The organism is Gramella jeungdoensis (assembly GCF_023805255.1).
In the GTDB taxonomy this organism is placed as follows: Bacteria; Bacteroidota; Bacteroidia; order Flavobacteriales; family Flavobacteriaceae; genus Christiangramia; species Christiangramia jeungdoensis.
The window spans coordinates 576,841-600,287 of the sequence record NZ_JAMSCK010000002.1 but is presented as its reverse complement, the minus strand read 5'-3'; the positions used below and the strand labels follow the sequence as shown (position 1 = coordinate 600,287).

Genomic DNA, 23,447 nt, shown 5'->3' with positions numbered 1-23,447 from the left:
TTAAACGAAATTTAAAAATATCTGAGATTTGAAAAAGATACTTCTCCTAAGTGATACTCATGGCCATATGGATGAGCGGATACTGCATTATGCCGGTGAAGCAGATGAAATATGGCATGCAGGCGATATAGGAAGTCTGGATGTAACCGATAAGCTAAAGGAATTAAAACCTTTGAAGGCTGTATACGGAAATATTGACAATGCGACCATTAGAAAAGAATTTCCGCTGAATAACAGGTTTAACTGTGAGGATGTGGATGTGTGGATCACCCATATTGGCGGTTACCCCGGAAAATACTCCCCGGCGATTAAAGAGGAAATAAAAAGAAACCCTCCAAAGATCTTTATCTCTGGTCACTCACATATTTTAAAAGTGATGAATGACAAGAACCTAAACCTGCTCCATATGAACCCTGGAGCGGCAGGCAAAAAGGGTTTTCATAAAAAAAGAACAATGCTCCGATTTAAAATTGAGGGAAAGGATATAAAAGACCTTGAAGTTATAGAACTGGAATAAAAAAACCCGAAGCTAAAACTTCGGGTTTTTCACGCACTAATACTACTAAGATGATAGGCTTATCGTAATCGGTCTACAGATTTTACGAGATCTTCGTCCCTTTTGATGGCCTTGTTAGCCAGAACAAGAAAAACGATAGAAACAACCGGGATGAACATCCCAATACCCTTCTCTGAAATATCTATTTCTCCAGGTAAAGTTAGAGACCAATAAACAAACACTCCTAGTAAAAAAAGGTTCAATATTATATTTAGACGCCCCAGTACAAACTGGAGTTTTCTATTCTTAAACATAAAAATGCTCACTAATGAAATTGCTGCAGAGGCAAGAAACATCCCAAACGCGATTAGCTGGTCCTGGGCATAAACAGGCTCACCCGCAGAATTCTCCCAAAGTGAAAATACAAATATAAGTCCTGCACTCGTTATGATACTTAAAAGCAAGTAAATAGTTTGTATTCTTTGAAGCATAGTTTTTAGTGTTGCGGCACAAAAATAAAAGATTCTTTTTAGAATTCCTGTGTAAAAGTTTAAAATAAAGTTGTATTATTGCAAGAACATTTCGTAACCCATTCAACGTTGGTTACTTAAGTCTCCAAAACTTTTTGTTCTTCTTCGAGAAGTTTTAAAATCAACCCAAACGAAAAAAATTATTTTAACGCATTCATGTTTGAAATTTCAGAATTAAAAGCTAAAAAGCTTCCTGAACTTAAGGAAATTGCTCAAACGCTTAACGTTCCTAAGTACAAGACTTTAAAAAAATTAGATTTGGTGTATCAGATTCTGGATTACCAGGCATCAAATCCAAAAAAAGTGAAAGAAGTACTCACCGAAGAAAATGAGGGATCGGCGAATGAGAAGCCGAAAAGACCAGCCAAAGCAAAAGTTGGTAGCGACAAAAGACCTCCAAAGTCTGCAGATTCTTCCAAGTCCTCTCAATCTACTAAGCCTTCAGGAAAAGACACCTCTCATCCTTCTCAAAAAGATGACAACCGGGGTTCAGGCAAAAGTGGCCGTGACAGAAGTCAGTCCAACAAAAAAGACAATCGGGGACGAAGCGATAACAGAAATGATAACCGCAACGATAACCGCAACGATAATCGCAACGACAACCGCAACGATAAAAAGAATAACGGGAATCGCGACAACAGAAACCGTTACCGTGAGCCCGATTATGAATTTGACGCCATCATAGAAAGTGAGGGAGTACTGGATATCATGCAGGACAACTACGGTTTCCTGAGAAGTTCAGACTATAATTACCTTACTTCTCCAGATGATATTTATGTATCACAATCTCAGATAAGACTTTTCGGTCTTAAGACAGGTGATACAGTTCAGGGACAGATAAGACCTCCCAAGGAAGGAGAAAAATATTTCCCTCTTATCAAGATAAATAAGATCAACGGCCTTGATCCGCAGGTAGTGAGAGATCGTGTTTCTTTTGAGCACCTTACTCCTCTTTTCCCTAAGGACAAATTCAATATTGCCGAAAAGCAAAGTTCAATTTCCACAAGGGTAATGGATCTTTTCGCTCCTATAGGAAAAGGACAGCGTGGAATGATCGTTTCCCAGCCAAAGACTGGAAAGACCATGTTGCTTAAGGATATTGCGAACGCTATTGCAGCAAACCATCCTGAAGTTTACCAGATCGTCCTGCTTATTGATGAAAGACCTGAAGAGGTTACAGATATGCAGCGAAATGTAAAAGGTGAAGTTGTAGCTTCAACTTTTGACAAGGAAGCTCATGAGCACGTTCGAGTAGCGAATATCGTACTTGAAAAGGCAAAAAGACTGGTTGAGTGTGGTCACGATGTGGTGATCCTACTTGACTCCATTACAAGACTTGCACGTGCATATAACACCGTACAACCTGCCAGTGGTAAGGTATTGAGTGGTGGTGTAGACGCGAATGCATTGCACAAACCAAAAAGATTCTTTGGAGCTGCGCGTAATATAGAGAACGGAGGCTCGTTATCTATAATAGCCACTGCGCTTACTGAAACAGGCTCGAAGATGGATGAAGTCATCTTTGAAGAATTCAAAGGAACCGGTAATATGGAACTTCAGTTAGACAGAAGAATTTCCAACAGAAGGATCTTCCCTGCCATCGATCTTGTTTCTTCAAGCACGCGTAGAGACGATCTTCTTTTAGACGACAACACAATTCAACGTATGTGGGTACTTAGAAAATATCTTGCAGATATGAATCCTGTGGAAGCTATGGAATTTATCAATGATAAGATCAAAAGCACCCGAAATAACGAAGAGTTTCTAATCTCCATGAACGGTTAGATAGACTGTTAAACCCTACTTTGACAGCCACGCCCAAAAAGCGTGGCTTTGTTATTTTCTATAATCACCTTCAAACGTCATTCAAAATTTATTTCAGAATCTCAAAAAATTGAAAATAAGTATTGATTAGAAGCTGAAACAAGTTCAGCTTGACGAAATCCAGTGTTTTGAGATGCCATCCAGAGAGGGAGACCGGGTTCCCTTCGCCTTCACTCAGGACAGGCTTCTCACCCTTAACCCCAATTTTCATTGATATTCAGGCATAAAAAAAGACCTCATTTCGCAATGAAGTCTTTAGAGCGGGAGACCGGGTTCGAACCGGCGACATTCAGCTTGGAAGGCTGACGCTCTACCAACTGAGCTACTCCCGCCTGTGCCTGCAAATATAATCTGAAACTTTTTCAAATTCCAAAAAATTTTGCAGCTTTTTTCAAAATGTCTGGCAATGAAAAATTGTTTCCAAAACCAGGGTCATCTCATAAATATTTTCTTCATTTAAAATCTTGTTAAATGGCGGTTATTCCTTTCTATTTTCTAACAAAATAGTCCTATTTTTAGCTACGACTTCGAAAATTAAAAACATATAAATGGATTTCATGAAAAATAAAACCGGAAAGATTCAGGATTTAATCGACAATAAATTATTAGAGAAAAGAAAGATTTATATGTGGGGAGAGGTTAATGATAAAACGGCAAAATACGTGATAGACCGCCTCGAATATCTAGACCTGGATGGAAATGACGAAATTCAGCTTTTTATAAACAGCCCGGGAGGTTTTGTGACAGATGGTTTTGCTATCTATGATACCATCATGAGCCTTGATTCACCGGTCTCCACGATATGTACAGGACTTGCTGCATCTATGGGTTCCATACTCCTTTCCGCGGGAAAGAAAGGAAGAAGGTTCATTCAGCCTCATGCAAAAGTGATGATACATCAGCCAAGCGGAGGGGCCCGAGGTCAGGCTTCTAACATCGAGATCGCAGCAAACGAAATCCTGAAGACCAAACACCTTAGCGCAAAGATACTGTCTGAAAACTGCGGACAAAGCGTAGAAAAAGTGCTTAAGGATTTTAACCGGGATTACTGGATGGATGCTGAAGAATCTATGGATTATGGAATTGTTGATGGGATTTTTAAGAAATAGAAATGGAAATTAAACATAAAGAAAACAACCGGCGAGGGATGTTCTATATTGAAAATGACAAAGGCCTTATCGCCGAACTTACTTACTATAAGAACTCAGATAATGTTCTCACTATAGACCACACCGAAGTTAAAAGGGAGCTGGAAAACCAGGGTATTGGCTCCAGGCTGGTGGAAAGAAGCGTGGAGTTTGCAAGGGAACACAGTTTAAAAATAGATCCGCTCTGTCCATTTGCCGAGATCAAGTTTGATGAGAATGATTACCAGGACGTAAGGGCCTCATAGCATATTTTTTTGAAAAAATATTATATGCGAGCCCCGGTTTTAATATCCTGTCTTTTTTATTTAATCCTGCTATCTGGATGTAAAAATGAAAAGAAAGCTCCAGGCATTGAGGAAAGAAATGAAGTAGAAGAAATCACCTCTATTACCAAACCTGGCAGAATTGAGGATTTTTTTGATGAAGACAAAGCTGAACCGGAATTATATAATCTCTCTGCAGTAGCATCATTCTATAAGGAAAACGATTATAGTCCTGTTTGGAATCAAAGGGAATTAAGGGAAGATCTGTACAGAAATATAGAAAATATAGAAAACGAAGGTCTTTTTTTCGAAGATTATCATGGGGATATCCTTCAGGAATTGCTTAGCTCGCTGGACACTAATTCAAAAAAGGAAAATACCTTCCTGGAAATCCTACTCACAGATGCTTTCCTTAAACTTTCAGAAGACCTGGCAACAGGAAAACTTAACCCGAAAGACCTATATGAAATTTGGGGAACACCTTTAAATGAAATAGATTCCAAAGAACTATTAAAAAAGGCTATTTCTGAAGGAGATATCCAGAAGGCCCTCGATTCGGTAAGGCCTAAGCATATAGTGTATCACGATCTCAAAAAAGCATTGAAAAAATTCAAAAGAGCGGGTATCGAAGAAGATTCTATCACCAAAATACCCGATGGAAAGCTTATCAGACCGGGAGAATCAGATGCAAGGATTGAGCTGGTAGCCAAACGCCTTGCCGAGCTTGGATATTTTAAGGAGAATGTAGACTCCACAAACACCAATTACAATCTAAAATTACAGGATGCCGTAAAAGCCTTTCAGCAGGATCACGGTTTACAGGTCGATGCGCTACTTGGCAGCACTACCATTAAAAATCTCAATCTTACACGTAGGGATAGATACCACCAAATACTTGTAAATCTTGAAAGATGGCGATGGTACCCAAGAGATCTGGGAGAGCATTATATTATCATAAATATCCCGCACTATAAATTAAGTGTGGTTAAAAATGGAGATACAATTAGGTCGCACAGGACCATGGTGGGCACCCAGGTAAGAAAAACCCCGGTCTTCTCAGATGAGGTGGGTTACATAGTTTACAATCCCACCTGGACCATCCCTCCTACTATTAAAAAGAACGATGTGATCCCCGGAATGAGAAGAGATGCAAACTACCTTAGAAAAAAAGGCCTCAGAGTTTTTGATTCTGATGGAAATTTAGTGGATCCTTCTACTGTAGACTGGTCATCATCAAAACCTCTTTCCTACACCTACCGTCAGCAACCCGGTGCATCCAATCCACTCGGGGTGGTAAAGATCATCTATCCTAACGAGTATATGATCTATCTGCACGACACCCCTTCAAAAGATCTTTTTCAGAAAAATGCGAGAGCCCAAAGCTCAGGCTGTGTTAGAGTGCAGGATGCTCTTGACCTTGCAAAATATCTTTTAAGCGACCAGGAAAAATATGATGATGAAAAGATAGAAGAGATCATCAAATCAGGAAAGATCACAGAGATTCCCGTAACCCAGGTGGTAAAGGTCCATCATTTTTACTGGACCGTTATAAATGAAAAAGATACCACCAAATTTATCGATGATATCTATAATCTTGACAACAAGTTGTGGGAACAGTTAAAACCAGCAGGTTAATTAACTATTCAGGTATTCAGATGTTTTCTGATAATTCTCGTTATTCTTGTGGATATAAACCACAGATTTTCCCTTGATGGTATTTATGAGTTTCTTCGCCACTTTATTTGGAACGGCAGGGCAACCATAACTCCTTCCAAGCCTCCCAACTCTTTGAATGAACTCAGGCTCTGCATAATTGGCTCCATGGATCACAACATAACGCTTACGTGCATTAGAATTAAATCCTTTTTCCATTCCATCGATAAACAGAGAAAGTCCGTTCTTACCATAATAAGTTTCTCCGGTTACATAGAACCCAAGAGAGCTTTGATGTGAATTCACTTTATTAGAGAAATTTTTAGCGAATTCAACACCTGTATTCTTTCCATGTGCTACAAAAGTATTGAACACTACCTGCTGTGTATCCATATTAAGGATCCACATTCTTTTTTGCTTTGAAGAAAGATCGAAGTCAATAATAGTAAGTAATGGATTAGAAACTCTACCTTCTTTTTCCAGTTTTAAATATCCGTTCATTGCCTTTTCAAATACAGGAAGCTTCGGCATAGCGGAATTATTTAATGAAAAAGTCTGATACAGATCGGCGACTTTTTCCTTAAAGGTCTTTTCAGTTTTGGTTTCAACAGAGAGTTCCGTAGTGATTTCGGAATTGTTAGAATAATTGATTTCATCGGTACTGCTGAAGGCGAATGAGAAAATTAACACTCCAACAACAGTAAGGATTCGGTACTTCATATAATTCAGCTTTATCTAATTTTTTGTTAATAAAAACCAAAAGTCCTGCCAACATACAAAAATTCGGGATTAATTTGAAAAAATCATGAATTTTAACAATTTGAACTTTTAATAGGCTCTTTATAAGCTACCTAAGGCAAAAATCAGGTGTATTCCATCAACGCATCAAACCACCTATTATTTTACTTTTCGGAAAATATAAATGTTAAAGTTTTAAAGTATACCCTATATGAGAATTGGAAAAAATTTGTTAAGACTAGGAATTGGAGCCGCCATAGTGATCTTCGGGATCATCAAATTCTGTTCTTCGGCAGAAGAAAATCCTTATACCGGCGAAACCCAGTATGTGGATATAACGGCGGAAGAAGAGATCGCTCTGGGTGCACAAAGCACCCCTATTATGTTAGATGAATACGGAGGCTTGCATCCAGATAATGAGGCTCAGCAAACTGTTAGGGAGGTAGGGCAAAAGCTGGTGCAGAACAGCATAGCTTCCAGCGCTCCTTATGAATTTAAATTCTATGTACTTTCAGATCCTAAAACAATTAATGCATTTGCCCTGCCCGGAGGACCTGTTTTTATAACCTATGCCCTTTATTCAAGATTACAGAATGAAGATCAGCTGGCTGGTGTGCTGGCTCATGAGATAGGTCAGGTAATAGGTCGGCATTCGGCTGAAAGAATGGCCCAACAGGGTTTCACCAATACCGTACTTACCGGGGTTGCGATAGGCTCTGATAGCCATGAGGCCACCCAGGCTGCAGCAGTCTTCGCCAATTTGGTCAACATGAAATACGGGCGTGGTGATGAGCTTGAAAGTGACAATCTTGGAGTAAAGATTATGCTGGACTCAGGCTTTGAACCCGAAGCTCTGATCAGGGTTATGGAGATCCTGAAAGAGGCCGCTGGACCTAACAGGGTTCCCGAATTTCAAAGCACCCATCCCGATCCAGAGAACAGAATTGAAAAAATTCGGGAAGCCATAGAGCATTATCGCTAGTTTTAATAAAAGATTATAGAAACGGATTCTGGCATTGCGGCGAAATGTTTTTATCTTTAACGCCCAAAATTGTTTTAGCTATAATGAAAAAGAAAGTCCTTTTAATGATACTGGATGGCTGGGGAATTACTCAAAATGAAGAAGTTTCGGCCATTGCAAAGGCTAACACTCCTTTTATGGATTCTCTTCCGGAGAAATTTCCACATGCCACACTTAGAACAGATGGAATGAACGTAGGCCTCCCTGAAGGCCAGATGGGAAACAGTGAAGTTGGACATATGAATCTGGGAGCGGGACGTGTGGTTTACCAGGATCTGGTAAAAATAAACATGGCCGTAGAGAAAGATACTTTGAAGGATGAACCCGTTCTGGAAGAAGCCTTTAATTATGCGGTCAAGAATAATAAACCTGTGCACTTCATGGGACTCGTTAGCGATGGAGGTGTACATTCTCATATAAATCATCTAAAAGGCCTTTTATCTGCTGCCGAAGAACTGGGTGTAAAGAACAAATATGTGCATGCCTTTACAGATGGACGGGATGTGGATCCACATTCGGGTAAAGGCTTTATCGAAGACCTTCTTCCACATCTTGAAAAAACAAATTCGAAATTAGCGTCAATAATAGGCCGATATTACTCGATGGACCGTGACAAACGCTGGGAACGTGTGAAACAGGCATACGACCTGATTGTTCACGGTGAAGGAAAGAAAACCACCGATCCGCTTGCAGCAATCCAGGAGAGTTATGACGATAATGTAAGCGATGAGTTCATAAAACCAATAGTACTTACCGATGATAATGGAGAACCTGTGGCCAAATTGAGTGAAAAGGATGTGGTGATCTATTTCAATTTCAGGACAGACAGAGGTAGACAGCTTACCCAGGCACTATCTCAGGATGATTTTCCAGAATACAATATGAAGAAGCTGGCATTATACTATGTTACCATGACAAAGTATGATGACACTTTTAAAAATATTAATATCATCTTCAAAAAGTCCAATATTAAGGCTACTCTTGGAGAAGTGCTTGAATATGAAGGAAAGAAACAGATAAGGATCGCTGAAACAGAAAAATATCCTCATGTGACTTTCTTCTTTTCCGGCGGGCGGGAAGAACAATTCAAAGGAGAAAAAAGGATCATGTGCAATTCGCCAAAGGTGGCTACGTATGATCTTCAGCCAGAAATGAGTGCTGCTGAAATCAAGGATAAGATTGTTCCTGAAATAGAAAAAGAATCGGCTGATTTTATCTGCCTTAATTTTGCCAACCCAGACATGGTGGGTCATACTGGCGATTTTGATGCAGCTGTGAAGGCCTGTGAAACTGTGGATACCTGTGCAAAAGAAGTTGCCGAAACCGCTTTTGAAAAAGGATATTCAGTTATAATTATTGCAGACCACGGGAACAGTGAAGTAATGAAAAATCCGGACGGAAGTCCTAATACCGCACATACAACCAACCCGGTACCGTTAATTCTTATGGACAAGGATGTGAAAAGCATTAAGGATGGCAAGCTAGGAAATATTGCCCCAACCGTTCTTAAGTTAATGGGCATTGAGAAACCAGATTTAATGACCGAAGATCCTCTAATTTAAGATTTATGAAAAAGATTCTAATCCTGCTTGCGGTCATAACCCTAAGCTGTGGAAATACCATAAATAAAAATACCAGTGAATATGAAGCTGAGGAAATTGAAGTGAGCGAAATCCAGAAGGATATGCTTCTTGGAGAATTCAAGAAGGAAGACCTGAAGAAAAAACCTTTTGTCACCTGGTTTGAACCAGAATATGAAAGATTTTCGCCAAATGATGATTCAATGAACAGTATTAAGGAGAATATAAGTGATTATGATATAAAATTACTTATGGGAACCTGGTGTGGCGATAGCAGAAGAGAGGTTCCAAAATTCCTGAAACTACTTGATAAGGCCAATTATAATTACGATAAGCTCGAAATGGTGGCCGTAGATCACAATAAAGCCACTCCTTCTAACATTGAGAAAGAGCTCGATGTGCATCATGTACCAACTATCATTTTCTATAAAGATGGAAAGGAAGTGAACCGGTTTGTGGAATATCCGCAGGAAGAAAGTATAGAAGATGATATCGCAAGGATCGTTAGCGGGAAAAAGTACAAAAATTCCTACGCAGACTAAGTTATATCAAAGCTAAAGACTTAAATTAGAAAATATTAACTAATTTCGCATTATGCCCAATTCTCTTACGATAGCAGTTGATTTTGACGGGACTATAGTAGAGAACAGATTCCCCGAAATTGGAAAGCCTATACTTTTTGCTTTTGAATCCTTAAAAAAATTGCAGGATGAAGGGCATCGCCTTATCTTATGGACCTATCGGAATGGTGATCGGCTGGAAGAAGCCGTTGAATTCTGCCAGAAGAATGGACTTGAATTCTACGCGGTGAACAAAAGCTATCCAGAGGAGGAATATGATGAAACAATAAGCCGAAAAATCCTGGCTGATATTTTTATCGATGACCGTAATCTTGGAGGCTTAAAAGGCTGGGGAGAAATATACCAGAGTTTAACGAATAACAAACCGGAGAAGAACGGAAAGAAAAAGAAAAGATCCGGTTTATTTGGAAGATTTTAGAGAAGAATATGATTATACCTAAATCCAGAGAAGAGATAGAATTAATGCGCGAAAGTGCGCTAATCGTTTCCAAAACACTTGGAATATTAGCTCCTGAGATCAAACCGGGAGTGACGACTCTGGAACTGGATAAAATGGCCGAAGAATTTATTCGTGACCACGGAGCCGAACCTGGTTTTTTAGGACTTTACGATTTCCCCAACTCACTCTGTATGAGTCCGAATGCCCAGGTAGTACATGGTATCCCGAACAAAACACCACTTAAGGAAGGAGATATTATCTCTATAGACTGTGGTGCAATAAAGAATGGTTTCTACGGCGATCATGCCTACACTTTTGAAGTAGGCGAGGTAGCTCCTGAGGTAAAGAAATTACTGGAAGTTACTAAAGAATCTCTCTATATTGGAATGAGAGAGTTCAAAGCGGGAAATCGTGTTGGAGACGTAGGCTATGCCATACAAAAGTACACAGAAGAACACGGGTATGGCGTGGTTAGAGAGCTTGTAGGCCACGGCCTTGGTCGCACCATGCACGAAGACCCTGAAATGCCTAACTACGGAAGACGTGGGAGAGGCAAAAAATTCATCGAAGGGATGGTTGTTGCCATAGAACCCATGATCAATATGGGAACAAAACGGATAAAGCAACTACCTGACGGATGGACAATACTAACCGCCGACAACAAGCCAAGTGCTCATTTTGAGCATAATGTGGCTCTTGTAGACGGTAAACCCGAATTACTATCTACATTTAAATACATTTATGAATCATTAAAAATTAATACCAAAGAAGAAGACGAATTTAGAGCAAAAGTTTATGATTAAAAGTTACAGACAGGAAATCTGGAAGACCCTACACAAAGATTCCTGGGAAGACCGCTTTGTCTACAAAGTCTCAAATTTCGGAAGAATGATCAGTTATCTGAAAAATCCGGAAGGCGAACTAATGAAAGGCGGAAAAGTAGGTGGATATTTAAACTTCGCGGTTAAATTGAAGAATGGAAAACACAAAACGTATTACATTCATCGTGTCATCGCAGAGATGTTTTTAGAAAAGAAAGAAGGCGATCAGTACGTAATTCACAAGAACTTCGTGAAAAACGACAATCGCGTATCTAATTTGGCTTGGGCCACCAAAGACGAATGGGTCCAACATCAGTACAACAGTCCTAAAGTAAAGGAGAACAAAAGGAAGAGAAAACTTCGAAAAGTCACTTCTTATTCCAAGTTGACCTATGCTCAGGCAGTTATCCTAAAGAAAAAACTTTTAGATCCCGAAAGAAAGACCCGTATAAGAGTACTCGCCAAACAATTCGGCGTTTCCGAGATGCAATTGTATCGCATCAAATCGGGTGAAAACTGGGGAGATATCGAAGTATAGAATGAGTAATCTTTTTAAACTGGCCTTAAATAGTATTCCCAGGCCGGTTCTTATAAGAATTAGTTACCTGGTAAGGCCGTTTTTAAAGATTTATCTTAAGGGTACACGATATACCGATCCTATTGATGGAAGCGGTTTCAGGAAGTTTTTACCTTATGGTTACGAGGAACAGCGGGAAAATGTTCTTTCCCCTTCTACCCTTTCACTGGAAAGGCACAGACTCCTATGGCTTTATCTGAAGAACGAAACCGCTTTTTTCAGTAGTGATCTCAAAGTGCTACATTTTGCACCGGAACAGGCTTTTTATAAGCGCTTCCGAAAGCTTCCGAATTTGAATTACACTACCACGGATCTCAATTCTCCGTTAGCCGATGTAAAGGCAGATATATGCGATCTTCCTTTTGAAGATGAGAGTTTCGACTTTATTTTATGCAACCACGTTCTGGAACATATTCCCAATGATCGTAAGGCCATGGAGGAACTATATCGTATCCTGAAACCGGGAGGAACCGCAATTTTACAGATTCCACAGGACCTTAACAGAGAAAAGACTTTCCAGGACGATTCCATTACAGACCCCCGGGAACGCGCAAAGATCTTTGGTCAATATGACCACGTAAGAGTCTACGGAAGAGACTACTTTGAGAAATTAAGACAAATAGGTTTTGACGTTGAAGAGGTAGATTACACCTCGCAACTTACCCCAGAACAGATTGATCATTACAGACTGGCAGCTGGAGAAATAATTCCTGTGTGCAGAAAGAAATAGTTTACTCTACAAGCTGTTTTTCGAAGCCCTGACTAGAAAATACTTCCACATCCCCATTCTCTGCGGAATAGATCATATAAACTTCCACTCCATTCAAATGATTCAACATTTCTTTGGACCTTTCCAGACCGAGTGCCATAAAAGCGGTTGCATAGCCATCGGCCAGCATACAATTTTCTGCAAGCACTGAAGTACTTAGCAGATTACTCTTTTCAGCCTTACCTGTTAATGGATTGACTGTATGAACATATCGCTCACCGCTCAGAGAATCTACCCTGTATTTTCTGTAATTTCCTGAAGTAGCCATCGCGGTATTCTCAAGTTTTAACTTCGCGTATAAACTTCTGTTCCCTTCCATTTGTAATGGATCATCAATCCCGACAATCCACTCTGATGAATTAGTAAGATTATTACCTCTTGCCCTTAATTCCCCTCCAAGTTCTATCAGGTAATTCTCAACTTCATTCTTCTCTAAATATTCAGCAATTACATCGATAGCATATCCTTTCGCAATTGCATTGAAGTCCAGATAAATTAAAGGGTTTTCCTTGCCAATAGTGTTGTCTGCATTTAAAGTTAGTTTATCAAAGCCTACAAGAGCATGTAAAGAATCAAGAGTGACACTATCAATTTCCATCAGCCTTTTCTCCGGACCAAAACCATAGGCGTTTACAAGCACACCTACAGTAGGATCAAAAAAACCATTGCTTTCCTTAAATATCTTTTCTGAAGCCTTAAAGACCTTCCTGAAATGTTCGTCCACCTTGACCGTAGAATCGCCCCGATTGATCCTGGAAATATCAGATTTCGTGGTATAGGTGCTCATGGAAGTATTGATCTCATCAATTATACTATCCATGGCCTTTTCAAAATTCAAATCATTTTCTGAAAAAAACTGAACAGAATAAGTGGTTCCCAGGGCCTCACCGCTGAACCTTTTAGCTTGTTCAGTTTCTTTGGCACACGAAACCAATAAGATGATGACAATAAATAAGCCTGATAATTTTTTCATAATTAGATCTCTTTCCAACCGGAATAGTTAACCACGTAATCTTCTTCGCTGGTCACTGGCTTATCATAATCACTGGAATTTGCCAGCCCAACCGCGGCATAAAAAGTACGAGCGTTGAATTTATCGGCGTGCTCCTTGATCTCTTTAAAGAATACCGGATCGTATGCAGATGGATCATCAGGATATTCAATAGCCCTTACGATCACAAAATGAAGTTTCTGATCTTTTAAGGCAACGAACTGGGGGTTCTTCTTGAGTTCTGAATTAACTCCTAGAAATTCATAACCATGATCTTCCAGATCCTTCCCAACGATATTCATCGCCAGATTATGCAATTCCTGTCTATTAAGTTTAGGCATGGCTCAAAGATAAAAAATCCCGCCGAAGCGGGATTCTGTTTTTATTATCCTCCGAAATCATCGAAGCGGATATTCTCTGGTGGGATTCCAAAATCCTCTCCCATTTTTTGAACAGCTTTGTTCATCAATGGAGGTCCACAGAAATATAGTTCGATCTCTTCTGGCTCTTCATGATGAGACAGGTAATTGTCTATTACTACCTGGTGAATAAAGCCTACGAATCCATCTCCCTCATCATCAAGACTGGATTTTACTTTCCAGTTATCTTCTTCCATCGGCTCTGACAGGGCCAGGTAGAACTTAAAGTTAGGGAAGTCTCTTTCCAAAGCTCTGAAGTGCTCAGTATAGAACAATTCACGCTTAGAACGACCACCGTACCAGTAAGTAACTTTTCTATCGGTCTTCAAAGTTCTGAACAGATGGTACAGGTGAGATCTCATCGGTGCCATTCCGGCTCCACCACCAACGTAAAGCATTTCAGCATCGCTTTCGTTGATAAAGAATTCACCGTAAGGTCCTGAAATTGTAACTTTATCACCTTTCTTCAAACTAAAGATATAAGAAGAAGCAACACCAGGGTTTACACTCATCCAGGTGTCTTTTGCTCTATCCCATGGTGGAGTAGCAATACGCACGTTAAGCATGATCTCACGCCCTTCTGCAGGGTAAGAAGCCATAGAGTATGCACGCTCCACTGTCTCAGGATTCTTCATTACAAGTGGCCATAATTTGAATTTATCCCACTCGGCCTGGAACTTATCTGGAGTATCATGTTCTTCTGGGTGCGCAGTGATATCCATATCTTCGAATTTCACCTCACACTTAGGAACTTCAATCTGAATGTATCCACCCGCTTTGTAGTCCATATCTTCAGGAATCTCAACAACGAATTCCTTGATGAACGACGCCACGTTATAATTTCTAACTACGGTAGCTTCCCATTTCTTGATACCAAATACCTCTTCCGGAATCTGGATCTTCATATCCTGCTTTACCTTTACCTGGCATCCAAGTCTCCAACCATCAGCGATCTCTTTTCTAGTAAAGTGCGGCTCTTCGGTAGGAAGGATTGCTCCACCACCTTCTTTTACGATACACTTACACTGGATACAGGTTCCACCTCCACCACAGGCAGAAGGAAGAAAAAGTTTATTATCTCCAAGAGTTGAAAGTAAAGTTCCACCTGAACCTACTTCAATATCTTTTTCATTATTAACATTAATAGTTACAGGACCAGATGGTGCCAGTTTTGCCTTGGCTCCAAGTAGCACGGATACCAATAACAAAATTAGAACTAAGAATACTACTACACTCGCTATAATAACTGTCATAATCCTTCTTTTCGATTATAATTTAATTCCCATAAAACTCATAAATCCAAGCGCCATCAATCCGGTAATGATAAAGGTAATACCAAGACCTTTTAAAGGTGCAGGAACATTTGAGTATGCAATTTTTTCTCTAATGGCAGCGATCGCAAGAATAGCAAGGAACCATCCAATTCCACTACCAAGACCATATGTTATGGCTTCTGATATTCCTCCGAAATCCTTCTGTTGCATGAAAAGAGAACCACCCAGGATGGCACAGTTTACTGCAATAAGCGGAAGGAATATTCCCAGTGCACCATATAATGCCGGTGCGAATTTTTCCACAACCATTTCTACCAGCTGAACCATAGATGCAATAACTGCAATAAACATGATAAAACTAAGGAAGCTAAGGTCAATATTGGCATATTCTGCACCAAGCCAGCTTAAGGCTCCTGGCTTCAACAAATAATTGTCCAGTAAAAAGTTAATTGGTACAGTGATCGCAAGTACGAAAATCACCGCAGCACCTAAACCAACAGCTGTCTTTACAGTTTTTGATACCGCCAGGTAGGAACACATTCCCAGGAAATAGGCGAATATCATATTCTCTATGAATATACTTCTAACAAATAGATTAACTAATTCCATTTCTTAATATACTTTTTAGCCGTGAAGCTGTTAGTTTTCTTCGATTAGTTTACGGTTTCTTGAACGCTGCACCCAGATGATAACACCTACTACAATAAGTGCCATTGGAGATAAGAGCATTAAACCGTTATTTTCATAACCCAGAGCATAAAGCCCGGTAGATTCAGCTAATGTCGCTCCCTGGTGACCAAGAACCTCAAATCCGAATAATTTTCCGGAACCTAAAAGTTCTCTGAAGAAAGCAACGATAATGAGGATCAAACCGTAACCGGCAGCATTCCCGATTCCGTCAAGGAAAGATTTGTAAACACCGTTACCAAGAGCAAAAGCTTCAAGACGTCCCATCACTATACAGTTAGTAATGATAAGCCCGATGAAAACCGAAAGCTGTTTACTCACATCATAAGCGTAAGCCTTCAGGATCTGGTCTACCAAAATTACCAGCGATGCCACAACAACCAGCTGAACGATGATCCTGATACGACTCGGGATCATATTCCGCAACATGGAAATTATCATGTTACTAAAAGCCATTACTGCCATTACCGCTATTGCCATAACCACTGCCGGCTCAAGCTGAACCGTAATCGCAAGCGCAGAACAGATACCTAAAACCTGTACTGTAATAGGGTTATTGTCATCTAAAGGATCTGATAATAACTTTCTGTTCGCCTTAGAAAGAAAGCTCTCTTTTTCTTCAGAATCTGAAAGAAAAAGGATCATCTCCTGCTTCTTTTCTTCCTCTTTTGCAGAGTTGTATTTTTTCTCTTTAGCCATAATTAATTTATTGCTACTTTAATTTCTCCTTGTTTCTTGAAGTAAGGCAGATACCTTTTCAATCTCTCTGAAATCATATTTGAAACTCCATCACCAGTAATTGTCGCACCAGAGATAGCATCAACCTTATTATCATTCTTATCAGACGCATCGATATTACCTTTGACAACCGATACTCCTACAAGATTTCCGTTTTCATCAAATATCTTTTCTTCTTCAAAAGATTCCTTGAACCATTCTTTGGTAATTTCGGCACCAAGACCAGGAGTTTCTCCAAGGTGATCAAAGGTTGCACCTTTAACGGTATTCACATCATCCTTGAGAGAGATATAACCGAAGATGGCATTCCACAGCCCGTTTCCTCTAAGAGGTACTACGTAGTACTTCTCTCCCTCCACTTCAGCTACATAAAGCGGAAAAACCTGTTCTTCCACTGGTTTTTTCAACTCCTTGGCAAGATCTACCTCAAATGCGTTTATAGATTCATCAGCCTCACCATTCTGGTCTAAAGCCAATTCTTCTACAATATATTTATCATATAACTCCTGCGCTCCATCGCGATCGGTTTCTATACCAACGGTGGCAAGGATGTTTTGCATCTTTTCTTTACGAACGTTCTCACGTTGGGTAGGTTGCAGTGAGGTAGCAGCAAATGCAAGCACCGAAGCCACCACAATTACCATAATGACGGCAAACATGAATGTATAACCGTTACTGTTCGTTTTGTTTACTGATTTCTCTTCCATAACTAAACTGCTGTTTCTACCTGAGTATTAGCTTTTTCAAGTCTTTTCTTTCTTCTTTTCACATTAGCCTCAATCACATAATGATCAATTGTCGGCGCAAATACGTTCATCAATAAGATCGCAAGCATCACTCCTTCAGGATATGCAGGGTTGAATACACGTATCATTATCGAGAAGAAACCTATCAAAAACCCATAGATCCATTTACCTTTCATGGTTTGAGCCGCAGATACAGGATCGGTTGCCATAAACACGATACCAAAGGCAAGTCCACCCACTACTAAATGAAGGTACCAAGGGAAATTGGTAAGATCATTTCCTTCAAGCCCCATCGAAGGTAGTGCATTGAAGATAAGTCCCATTGCAGCCGCACCAAGAATAGCGCTAAGCATGATCCTCCAGCTCCCCACCTTAGTAAGCACAAGTAGCAGGGCTCCTGCCAGGATGCATATTACAGAGGTTTCGGCTATCGATCCCGGAATTACCCCATTGAACATATCCATTGCTGAATAACCCACCTCGTTTCCTGCAGCCAGTTTACCCAGAATGGTCTCCCCTGAAACTGCATCTACTTCAGACGCATTGCTCACCCATACCGTGTTACCAGACATATAGGTAGGATATGCGAAGAATGCAAATGCACGTGCTGTAAGTGCAGGGTTAAGAATATTCATTCCAGTACCTCCAAAAGCCTCTTTTCCGATAAGCACTGCAAAAACCACAGATAAAGCCACCATCCAAAGTGGAATATCTATAGGCATGATCATGGGTATAAGAAGTCCCGTTACCAGGTAACCTTCATTCACCTCATGACCCCTGAAAATCGCAAATGCGAATTCTATTCCCAGACCCACCGCGTAAGAAACAGCGATCATAGGTATAATCTTTAAGGCTCCATGTCCAATCGCATCCCAGAAAGTAAAAGACTCTCCAAGCTGAGTGTAATACTGGTAACCTCCGTTCCACATTCCAAAAATAAGGGCAGGAACCAGAGCGAGTACTACAGTGATCATGGTTCTTTTAAGATCTACGGCATCTCGAATATGTGCACCTTTTTTAGTAGTATGATTAGGAGTAAATAAGAAAGTATCCAAGGCGTTGATGGCCGGAGCGAACTTTTCATATTTTCTTCCCTTCTGAAAAGGTTGCTTTATTTTATCTAATCTTTGTCTAATCCATTCCATAGTTCTTCAGCTTTTTAACCTACTTCGGTGATCATTAAGTCCAAACCTAGTCTAATAACTTCCTGAATCTCCAGTTTTGAAGTATTAACGTATTCTACCAATGCGAAATCTTCAGGAGCCACCTCGTAGATTCCGAGATTCTCCATTTTTTCGATATTCCCAGCCATACAGGCTTTTATAAGCTGCATAGGATAAACATCCATTGGCAGAACCTCTTCCATTTCACCAGTCACAACCAAAGCACGCTCCTCACCGTTAAGGTTTGTGGTAGGTGTGTACTTTTTATTAGGGAATAACCAGGAAAGAGATGTTCTTGAATTTGAATGTATGTTATTATAGGTAAAAGGCAACCAACCAAATAACCTGTAGTTGTCACCTTCAGGGATCATGGTCACTTCGTTATCATGGAAACAAATATGCTGACCATTAGAAAGCTGTGTCCCGGTTAGAACATCACCAGAAATAATACGAACACTGTCTGAAACCTCTCCGATAAAATCAGCTACATTGGCTCCGATAATCGCCTGGAAATATTTACGATTTTCCGCCTCACTTCCAGTAACAGCAATGGTTCGCTCTGCTCTGTATTCCCCAGTAAGGAATACATTACCAATTATGGCAACATCCTCTACTCCAACAGTCCATACACGCTCTCCCCTATTAATCGGATCGATCTTATGGATTTGAATACCAACATTGCCCGCCGGATGAGGACCTTTAACATGATGAAGCTCTACCCCCTGGATATTTTTCAGGTATTCAGCAGAAGAATCGTCAACACATAAATGAACTTTCCCTGGGGTTAGTTTTCTTAGCGCATTGATCCCTTCCTGGAAAGCTTCAATTTTATCTTTAATTATAAAACCTTTATCTGCGGCTAGAGGAGCGGTAGTTGCTGCAGAAATAAAGATCGCCTTTGGCGTATCTGCCGGATCTGCAACTATATCATAAGGTCGCTGGTAAATAAAAGCACCACAACCACTTTCAAGAATCCTTTCTTTTACATCTTTAGCATCGGCTTTCGCCGCATCCATTTTACCGAAATCACGGTAAACATTTTCAGGATCTGCTTCGATAATAACTTCCAGAATTCTCCTTTTATCTCCTCGTTTAATTTCTTTTAGCACACCGCTAACAGGTGTAGTGAAGCGAATTTGATCTGTATATTTTGAATAGAAAATTTCATCACCGGCAAGAAGCTTTGCTCCTTCTTTTACAACCATTTTCGGTACTACAGTGTGAAAATCTGGCGGTTTGATCGCGTAAGTTTTAGATCTTGGAGCCTTGATCAGCTCTTTTTCCGCCTCCCCTTCTAATCGCAGAGTCAATCCTCTTTTAATTCGAATGTCTTTTGACATAGGATGGAGTGTATGTTAAAATTTTTAGTTTAAAGTCGTGCAAATTTATGAATTTTCACTCCATTTATCCCAACAATTGTAAGAATTTTACGGAGGGTAACTGTTAAAATAAATTCACAAAAAAAGCATAATTCTTCTAACTTTGTTCATTATACATTATATGAGAGCTTTTATATTATTCTTGTTTTTAGGAGTTGCAACTCCCTCGATCTTTGCTCAAGCTATCGAAGAAACCCCTCCTCCAACTTTTATAAGGACGGTTATTTTTAACGGTGACTCAAATGAAAATTCGGGCAACCCCATCGTAAGACTTGGAGGTAGACTTAGCTTAAGTTTTGATGATGTTATTGGAGACGAAGCAGATTATTATTATACAATTCAGCATTTCAATTTTGACTGGACACCCAGCCAGCTCACAAAAAATGAATATATCGATGGGTTTGATGATGTAAGAATAACCCAGTACACAAATGCCTATAACACCCTGCAACCTTATACACATTATGAATTAGCAATTCCCAATAATAATGTAAAGGCATTAAAGGTTTCAGGAAACTATCTTATAAGTATTTTTAATTCTAATCGTGAACTGGTTTTTTCCCGAAAATTTATGGTTTATGAACCTATAGCTCAGGTGAGTGCCAAAGTAAAACGTTCGAGAGAGATTAAATATATAGATGAAAAACAAACAGTAAATTTCAGCATAAATTCTCCAGACCTATTATTAAAGAATCCCGAGCAAAATGTAAAAGTTAGTGTCATTCAGAATTATAATCTAAAACTGGCTATAAATGATCTAAAACCACAATACACCATCGGGAATGAACTTATCTACAGGTACGATACAGAATCATCTTTTTGGGGTGGAAACGAATTTTTTCAATTCGATAATAAAGACCTGAGGTCTACATCGGCAGATATAGCTGCTGTAGAAATGGATGAATTATATCACCACTTCCTGTTTACAGATTTCACCAGGAGTGATGAGCCTTACACCTACAATCCCGATATTAACGGGGGCTTTGTAGTGAGGAACATCCAGGCGCAGAATTCTGATATTGAGGCCGAATATGTCTGGATACACTTCCGGCTAAAAAATTATGACCCTATAGACAAAGCAGAAATACATCTCTATGGAGGCTTCAATAATTTTGAACTTGATAAAAGCACCCTGATGAAATATAATGAGGCAACCGGCTATTATGAAACAGCTCGTTTATTCAAGCAGGGATTCTATAATTATAAATATGTACTTTTAAATAAGGACGGCAGCCTTAATGAGGGCTTTATAAGCGGAAATTTTGATGAGACCGAAAATGTCTATATTATCCTTGTTTACTATCATAATCCCGGGGCTCGCTACGACAGATTGATAGGTGCAGGAGCGGCTAATTCAAGAACTATTACCAACTAACTTATATCAAAAGAATGAAGATCAAACGTTCTTTAATGAAATACAGGGGTGACGAATGTCTTAATTGCGGTCATCCCCTGAAACTTACCGACCGGTTTTGCTCAAGGTGCGGACAGATGAACAGCACCAAGAAATTAAGTTTCAATGATCTTTTTACAGAATTCTTTTCGGGGGTATTTGCTTATGATTCAAGATTTCAGCGAACACTTCGAGTCCTGCTTTTTAAGCCCGGAAAAATCTCCAAGGATTATATAAACGGAAGGCGAATGCATTATGCGAATCCTTTCCGTTTCTACCTGAGCGCCTCGATCCTTTTCTTTTTACTTTTTGGGATCACCTTCAATTTTGGAAACGAACTAAACGATTTGAACAGGGACAATCTTAATCAGCAGCCCGGAGTTATTATTCCGACCCCTCCCCAGGCCGGGCTTGATTCCATAAATAAGATAGTAACCTCTCCTAAAGTAGGCCTGGATAGCATCAAAATAGACACTACTCCAAAGACATATAAAGATAAATATGTGTCTCAAGAAGAAATTGATACCATGAGCGCATATAGCGCATTGGGAAAAAAGATAGACCTCTATTATGCCTTCCAGGACGAAACCGAAATCCGTAATCCCGAGAGAGCAATGGACAGTTTACATCACGAACATTCGGGATACAATCACTGGCTTTATAAAAAAGCGGTTGACGCCGGAACCTTCAGGGATAATCCAGGATTGTTCTTTGATTATTTCGTGAGCAAGCTCCCGTTTATAATCTTCTTCTATCTCCCTGTTTTTGCCTTATTTATATGGCTTTTATATTTACGCCGCTCTTTCAATTATATGGAACATCTCATCTTTGCGTTCCATATTCAAACCATGTTCTTTGTATTATATGGAATCGCTTTACTTATTGAAATGATAGTAGGAGGGAACTGGGCCGTTACTGCTGCCAATTTTATATTTCTGTTCTATCTATATAAAGGAATGCGAAATTTTTATGGGCAGGGCCGTGTTAAAACCATTCTAAAATTTATACTACTAAACCTGATATTTTTTATTTTAGCGATAATAGCTGCAATATTATCTTTGCTCGCATCTTTTTCCATATACTAATATGATTCAACAAGTTACGAGAGGCATTAAGATTTCAGTGGAAACCCACTTTGAAGGAATGTTCTATAAGAACTACAGGATGCATTTTGCCTTTGGCTACCAGATAACCATTGAAAATCAAAGTAACGACTGGGTGCAATTAAAGTCCCGTTTCTGGAAGATCAAAGATGCCTTGAATGAAACAGAAACTGTATCAGGAGAAGGAGTTATTGGAAAAAAACCAGTGCTAAAACCGGGGGAATCCCATACATATCAAAGTGGATGTCTTCTTACCGGCCCTTTTGGAGCAATGAGCGGTCACTACAATATGATAAATTTCACTTCTACACGTAATTTCAAAGTAAAGATCCCTTCATTTAAATTGAGTGCTCCTTATGCGCTGAACTGAATATATTCCTCGGTAATTTCATTACGTATAAGATCCTTATACCAGAATTTGATTCCGTTTCGGGTATTATGCACCTGGGTAATGCTCTGTGTTTTCAAAAAACCACGATCTATAATAAGATCAGATTCCTTATTCCCCTCGCCGGCATTCTGATGAAAATCCAGTAGAGATTCAGCTGAAAAGCCTTTGGATTGTTTAAGTTCATCAAACCATTCTTTACGTAAACTTTTCATTTCTTCAGTGTAAAGAGGAGAAGAAGACCAGATATGCTCCTTTATAGGAAGTTTGGAAATCTTTCTTTCCTTACCATCCCAGATAAGCTCATTAAAAACCAAACCATTATACCAGTCTACTATTATCATAGTAAAAGGTTCTATATTATCCAGATCGTATTCCTTCAAAATCTTTTTTAACTTTTTTGCCGCCAGGAATTCCTTTACAACCACTCCCCTGCTCTGTCGATAATTACTTTCTCTTATATGAGGCTTTTCAGCTCCATTCATGAGACAGACACATCTTAAATTATCGCTCACACCTACCCAGGTCCCCCCTGCCTTTTTATCCTTAGGAAAGTATAATTTATTAGATCTGTAGACTTCCATTTGGGGCGGTAATGAAATTCTACTTACAGACTCATCTCTGTTAGATGTTAAAACAAAACCATTCAGCGAGTCAGGATGGGGTATTAAAGTGATGGTACACATGAATAAAGGTCAAAATTTTAAGGAAAATTACGAAAAAAGT

26 protein-coding genes and 1 tRNA gene are annotated in these 23,447 nt (G+C 39.6%); 15 read left to right on the top strand and 12 right to left on the bottom strand.

Features of this window, described 5'->3' with window-relative positions; all coding sequences use genetic code 11:
* Positions 1-28: 28 nt before the first annotated feature.
* Positions 29-517, top strand: a complete 489-nt coding sequence (locus NE848_RS06760; protein WP_252111747.1) for a metallophosphoesterase family protein — start codon at positions 29-31, stop codon at positions 515-517.
* A 59-nt stretch (positions 518-576) separates the two neighbouring features.
* Here the strand turns inward: NE848_RS06760 and NE848_RS06755 are convergent, their stop codons facing one another.
* On the bottom strand, positions 577-987 hold the full coding sequence (locus NE848_RS06755; RefSeq protein ID WP_252111745.1) for a DUF4293 domain-containing protein: 411 nt from the start codon (positions 985-987) through the stop codon (positions 577-579).
* A 195-nt stretch (positions 988-1,182) separates the two neighbouring features.
* Between NE848_RS06755 and rho the strand changes: the two genes are divergently transcribed.
* Positions 1,183-2,811 (top strand): transcription termination factor Rho, encoded by a 1,629-nt coding sequence (gene rho, locus NE848_RS06750; protein ID WP_252111743.1) that lies wholly within the window; start codon positions 1,183-1,185, stop codon positions 2,809-2,811.
* Between the two features lie 298 nt (positions 2,812-3,109).
* Here rho and NE848_RS06745 read toward each other — a convergent pair.
* Positions 3,110-3,182 (bottom strand) — tRNA-Gly (locus NE848_RS06745).
* 225 nt (positions 3,183-3,407) lie between these two features.
* Between NE848_RS06745 and NE848_RS06740 the strand changes: the two genes are divergently transcribed.
* The 3 genes from NE848_RS06740 to NE848_RS06730 are packed head-to-tail and all read left to right on the top strand — an operon-like array spanning position 3,408 to position 5,896.
* Complete coding sequence (locus NE848_RS06740) at positions 3,408-3,959, top strand: ClpP family protease (RefSeq protein WP_252111741.1); 552 nt, start codon at positions 3,408-3,410, stop codon at positions 3,957-3,959.
* Between the two features lie 2 nt (positions 3,960-3,961).
* Positions 3,962-4,243 (top strand): GNAT family N-acetyltransferase, encoded by a 282-nt coding sequence (locus NE848_RS06735; protein ID WP_252111739.1) that lies wholly within the window; start codon positions 3,962-3,964, stop codon positions 4,241-4,243.
* Between the two features lie 24 nt (positions 4,244-4,267).
* Positions 4,268-5,896 (top strand): L,D-transpeptidase family protein, encoded by a 1,629-nt coding sequence (locus NE848_RS06730; RefSeq protein WP_252111737.1) that lies wholly within the window; start codon positions 4,268-4,270, stop codon positions 5,894-5,896.
* Here the strand turns inward: NE848_RS06730 and NE848_RS06725 are convergent, their stop codons facing one another.
* Positions 5,897-6,634 carry a murein L,D-transpeptidase catalytic domain family protein gene (locus tag NE848_RS06725; RefSeq protein ID WP_252111735.1) on the bottom strand — a complete coding sequence of 246 codons (738 nt, stop codon included), beginning with the start codon at positions 6,632-6,634 and terminating at the stop codon, positions 5,897-5,899.
* Positions 6,635-6,863: 229 nt separating this feature from the next.
* On the opposite strand from NE848_RS06725, the gene NE848_RS06720 reads away from it, so the two are divergent.
* From NE848_RS06720 to NE848_RS06690, 7 genes are all read left to right on the top strand, one after another.
* Positions 6,864-7,634, top strand: coding sequence for a M48 family metalloprotease (locus tag NE848_RS06720; RefSeq protein ID WP_252111733.1), 771 nt, complete (start codon positions 6,864-6,866; stop codon positions 7,632-7,634).
* Positions 7,635-7,717: 83 nt separating this feature from the next.
* A complete protein-coding gene (gene gpmI, locus NE848_RS06715) occupies positions 7,718-9,235 on the top strand; it encodes a 2,3-bisphosphoglycerate-independent phosphoglycerate mutase (RefSeq protein ID WP_252111731.1) in 1,518 nt (505 codons plus the stop codon).
* Positions 9,236-9,240: 5 nt separating this feature from the next.
* Positions 9,241-9,795, top strand: a complete 555-nt coding sequence (locus NE848_RS06710; protein ID WP_252111729.1) for a TlpA family protein disulfide reductase — start codon at positions 9,241-9,243, stop codon at positions 9,793-9,795.
* Positions 9,796-9,847: 52 nt separating this feature from the next.
* Positions 9,848-10,252, top strand: coding sequence for a BT0820 family HAD-type phosphatase (locus tag NE848_RS06705; RefSeq protein WP_252111727.1), 405 nt, complete (start codon positions 9,848-9,850; stop codon positions 10,250-10,252).
* 8 nt (positions 10,253-10,260) lie between these two features.
* Positions 10,261-11,076 (top strand): type I methionyl aminopeptidase, encoded by an 816-nt coding sequence (gene map, locus NE848_RS06700; protein ID WP_252111725.1) that lies wholly within the window; start codon positions 10,261-10,263, stop codon positions 11,074-11,076.
* Positions 11,069-11,632 carry an HNH endonuclease gene (locus NE848_RS06695; RefSeq protein WP_252111723.1) on the top strand — a complete coding sequence of 188 codons (564 nt, stop codon included), beginning with the start codon at positions 11,069-11,071 and terminating at the stop codon, positions 11,630-11,632. Before map ends, NE848_RS06695 begins: the two co-directional genes overlap by 8 nt.
* Position 11,633: 1 nt before the next feature.
* Positions 11,634-12,401 (top strand): class I SAM-dependent methyltransferase, encoded by a 768-nt coding sequence (locus tag NE848_RS06690; protein WP_252111721.1) that lies wholly within the window; start codon positions 11,634-11,636, stop codon positions 12,399-12,401.
* 1 nt (position 12,402) lies between these two features.
* On the opposite strand, the gene NE848_RS06685 is transcribed toward NE848_RS06690, so the two are convergent.
* From NE848_RS06685 to NE848_RS06650, 8 genes are read right to left on the bottom strand one after another with little or no spacing between them, the layout of a single operon-like run.
* Entirely contained in the window at positions 12,403-13,413 is a 1,011-nt protein-coding gene (locus NE848_RS06685; RefSeq protein WP_252111719.1) for an FAD:protein FMN transferase, read from the bottom strand.
* A gap of 2 nt (positions 13,414-13,415) precedes the next feature.
* Positions 13,416-13,772, bottom strand: coding sequence for a Na(+)-translocating NADH-quinone reductase subunit F (locus tag NE848_RS06680; RefSeq protein ID WP_252111717.1), 357 nt, complete (start codon positions 13,770-13,772; stop codon positions 13,416-13,418).
* 44 nt (positions 13,773-13,816) lie between these two features.
* Positions 13,817-15,103 (bottom strand): NADH:ubiquinone reductase (Na(+)-transporting) subunit F, encoded by a 1,287-nt coding sequence (gene nqrF, locus NE848_RS06675; RefSeq protein ID WP_252111715.1) that lies wholly within the window; start codon positions 15,101-15,103, stop codon positions 13,817-13,819.
* 15 nt (positions 15,104-15,118) lie between these two features.
* Positions 15,119-15,733, bottom strand: a complete 615-nt coding sequence (gene nqrE / locus NE848_RS06670) for an NADH:ubiquinone reductase (Na(+)-transporting) subunit E (RefSeq protein ID WP_252111713.1) — start codon at positions 15,731-15,733, stop codon at positions 15,119-15,121.
* A gap of 30 nt (positions 15,734-15,763) precedes the next feature.
* Positions 15,764-16,510, bottom strand: coding sequence for an NADH:ubiquinone reductase (Na(+)-transporting) subunit D (locus NE848_RS06665; RefSeq protein WP_252111711.1), 747 nt, complete (start codon positions 16,508-16,510; stop codon positions 15,764-15,766).
* 2 nt (positions 16,511-16,512) lie between these two features.
* On the bottom strand, positions 16,513-17,256 hold the full coding sequence (locus NE848_RS06660; RefSeq protein WP_252111709.1) for a Na(+)-translocating NADH-quinone reductase subunit C: 744 nt from the start codon (positions 17,254-17,256) through the stop codon (positions 16,513-16,515).
* 2 nt (positions 17,257-17,258) lie between these two features.
* Positions 17,259-18,440, bottom strand: coding sequence for an NADH:ubiquinone reductase (Na(+)-transporting) subunit B (locus NE848_RS06655; RefSeq protein ID WP_252111707.1), 1,182 nt, complete (start codon positions 18,438-18,440; stop codon positions 17,259-17,261).
* A gap of 14 nt (positions 18,441-18,454) precedes the next feature.
* A complete protein-coding gene (locus NE848_RS06650) occupies positions 18,455-19,798 on the bottom strand; it encodes a Na(+)-translocating NADH-quinone reductase subunit A (protein ID WP_252111704.1) in 1,344 nt (447 codons plus the stop codon).
* 160 nt (positions 19,799-19,958) lie between these two features.
* On the opposite strand from NE848_RS06650, the gene NE848_RS06645 reads away from it, so the two are divergent.
* Genes NE848_RS06645 through apaG form a run of 3 tightly spaced genes read left to right on the top strand, consistent with a single transcriptional unit; the run spans position 19,959 to position 22,703 of the window.
* The gene (locus tag NE848_RS06645) at positions 19,959-21,212 is read left to right on the top strand and encodes a type IX secretion system plug protein (RefSeq protein ID WP_252111702.1); all 1,254 of its coding nucleotides are present in this window, start codon (positions 19,959-19,961) and stop codon (positions 21,210-21,212) included.
* A 14-nt stretch (positions 21,213-21,226) separates the two neighbouring features.
* Positions 21,227-22,315: a DUF3667 domain-containing protein gene (locus NE848_RS06640; protein WP_252111700.1), complete on the top strand. Its 1,089-nt coding sequence runs from the start codon at positions 21,227-21,229 to the stop codon at positions 22,313-22,315.
* A gap of 1 nt (position 22,316) precedes the next feature.
* Positions 22,317-22,703, top strand: coding sequence for a Co2+/Mg2+ efflux protein ApaG (apaG, locus tag NE848_RS06635; protein WP_252111698.1), 387 nt, complete (start codon positions 22,317-22,319; stop codon positions 22,701-22,703).
* Here apaG and NE848_RS06630 read toward each other — a convergent pair.
* Entirely contained in the window at positions 22,688-23,407 is a 720-nt protein-coding gene (locus tag NE848_RS06630; RefSeq protein WP_252111695.1) for an NRDE family protein, read from the bottom strand. The genes apaG and NE848_RS06630 overlap by 16 nt on opposite strands.
* Positions 23,408-23,447: the final 40 nt, after the last annotated feature.

Excerpts from the sequence above, each read along its gene's own strand:
- NE848_RS06640 (WP_252111700.1), top strand. The coding sequence starts at position 21,227 with ATGAAGATCAAACGTTCTTTAATGAAATACAGGGGTGACGAATGTCTT.
- NE848_RS06740 (WP_252111741.1), top strand. The coding sequence starts at position 3,408 with ATGAAAAATAAAACCGGAAAGATTCAGGATTTAATCGACAATAAATTA.
- NE848_RS06665 (WP_252111711.1), bottom strand. The coding sequence starts at position 16,510 with ATGGCTAAAGAGAAAAAATACAACTCTGCAAAAGAGGAAGAAAAGAAG.
- NE848_RS06650 (WP_252111704.1), bottom strand. The coding sequence starts at position 19,798 with ATGTCAAAAGACATTCGAATTAAAAGAGGATTGACTCTGCGATTAGAA.
- NE848_RS06695 (WP_252111723.1), top strand. The coding sequence starts at position 11,069 with ATGATTAAAAGTTACAGACAGGAAATCTGGAAGACCCTACACAAAGAT.
- NE848_RS06725 (WP_252111735.1), bottom strand. The coding sequence starts at position 6,634 with ATGAAGTACCGAATCCTTACTGTTGTTGGAGTGTTAATTTTCTCATTC.
- nqrE (WP_252111713.1), bottom strand. The coding sequence starts at position 15,733 with ATGGAATTAGTTAATCTATTTGTTAGAAGTATATTCATAGAGAATATG.
- map (WP_252111725.1), top strand. The coding sequence starts at position 10,261 with ATGATTATACCTAAATCCAGAGAAGAGATAGAATTAATGCGCGAAAGT.
- NE848_RS06680 (WP_252111717.1), bottom strand. The coding sequence starts at position 13,772 with ATGCCTAAACTTAATAGACAGGAATTGCATAATCTGGCGATGAATATC.
- NE848_RS06685 (WP_252111719.1), bottom strand. The coding sequence starts at position 13,413 with ATGAAAAAATTATCAGGCTTATTTATTGTCATCATCTTATTGGTTTCG.
- NE848_RS06755 (WP_252111745.1), bottom strand. The coding sequence starts at position 987 with ATGCTTCAAAGAATACAAACTATTTACTTGCTTTTAAGTATCATAACG.
- apaG (WP_252111698.1), top strand. The coding sequence starts at position 22,317 with ATGATTCAACAAGTTACGAGAGGCATTAAGATTTCAGTGGAAACCCAC.
- NE848_RS06735 (WP_252111739.1), top strand. The coding sequence starts at position 3,962 with ATGGAAATTAAACATAAAGAAAACAACCGGCGAGGGATGTTCTATATT.
- NE848_RS06720 (WP_252111733.1), top strand. The coding sequence starts at position 6,864 with ATGAGAATTGGAAAAAATTTGTTAAGACTAGGAATTGGAGCCGCCATA.
- NE848_RS06630 (WP_252111695.1), bottom strand. The coding sequence starts at position 23,407 with ATGTGTACCATCACTTTAATACCCCATCCTGACTCGCTGAATGGTTTT.
- NE848_RS06645 (WP_252111702.1), top strand. The coding sequence starts at position 19,959 with ATGAGAGCTTTTATATTATTCTTGTTTTTAGGAGTTGCAACTCCCTCG.
- NE848_RS06705 (WP_252111727.1), top strand. The coding sequence starts at position 9,848 with ATGCCCAATTCTCTTACGATAGCAGTTGATTTTGACGGGACTATAGTA.
- NE848_RS06690 (WP_252111721.1), top strand. The coding sequence starts at position 11,634 with ATGAGTAATCTTTTTAAACTGGCCTTAAATAGTATTCCCAGGCCGGTT.
- NE848_RS06710 (WP_252111729.1), top strand. The coding sequence starts at position 9,241 with ATGAAAAAGATTCTAATCCTGCTTGCGGTCATAACCCTAAGCTGTGGA.
- rho (WP_252111743.1), top strand. The coding sequence starts at position 1,183 with ATGTTTGAAATTTCAGAATTAAAAGCTAAAAAGCTTCCTGAACTTAAG.
- NE848_RS06660 (WP_252111709.1), bottom strand. The coding sequence starts at position 17,256 with ATGGAAGAGAAATCAGTAAACAAAACGAACAGTAACGGTTATACATTC.
- gpmI (WP_252111731.1), top strand. The coding sequence starts at position 7,718 with ATGAAAAAGAAAGTCCTTTTAATGATACTGGATGGCTGGGGAATTACT.
- nqrF (WP_252111715.1), bottom strand. The coding sequence starts at position 15,103 with ATGACAGTTATTATAGCGAGTGTAGTAGTATTCTTAGTTCTAATTTTG.
- NE848_RS06655 (WP_252111707.1), bottom strand. The coding sequence starts at position 18,440 with ATGGAATGGATTAGACAAAGATTAGATAAAATAAAGCAACCTTTTCAG.
- NE848_RS06730 (WP_252111737.1), top strand. The coding sequence starts at position 4,268 with ATGCGAGCCCCGGTTTTAATATCCTGTCTTTTTTATTTAATCCTGCTA.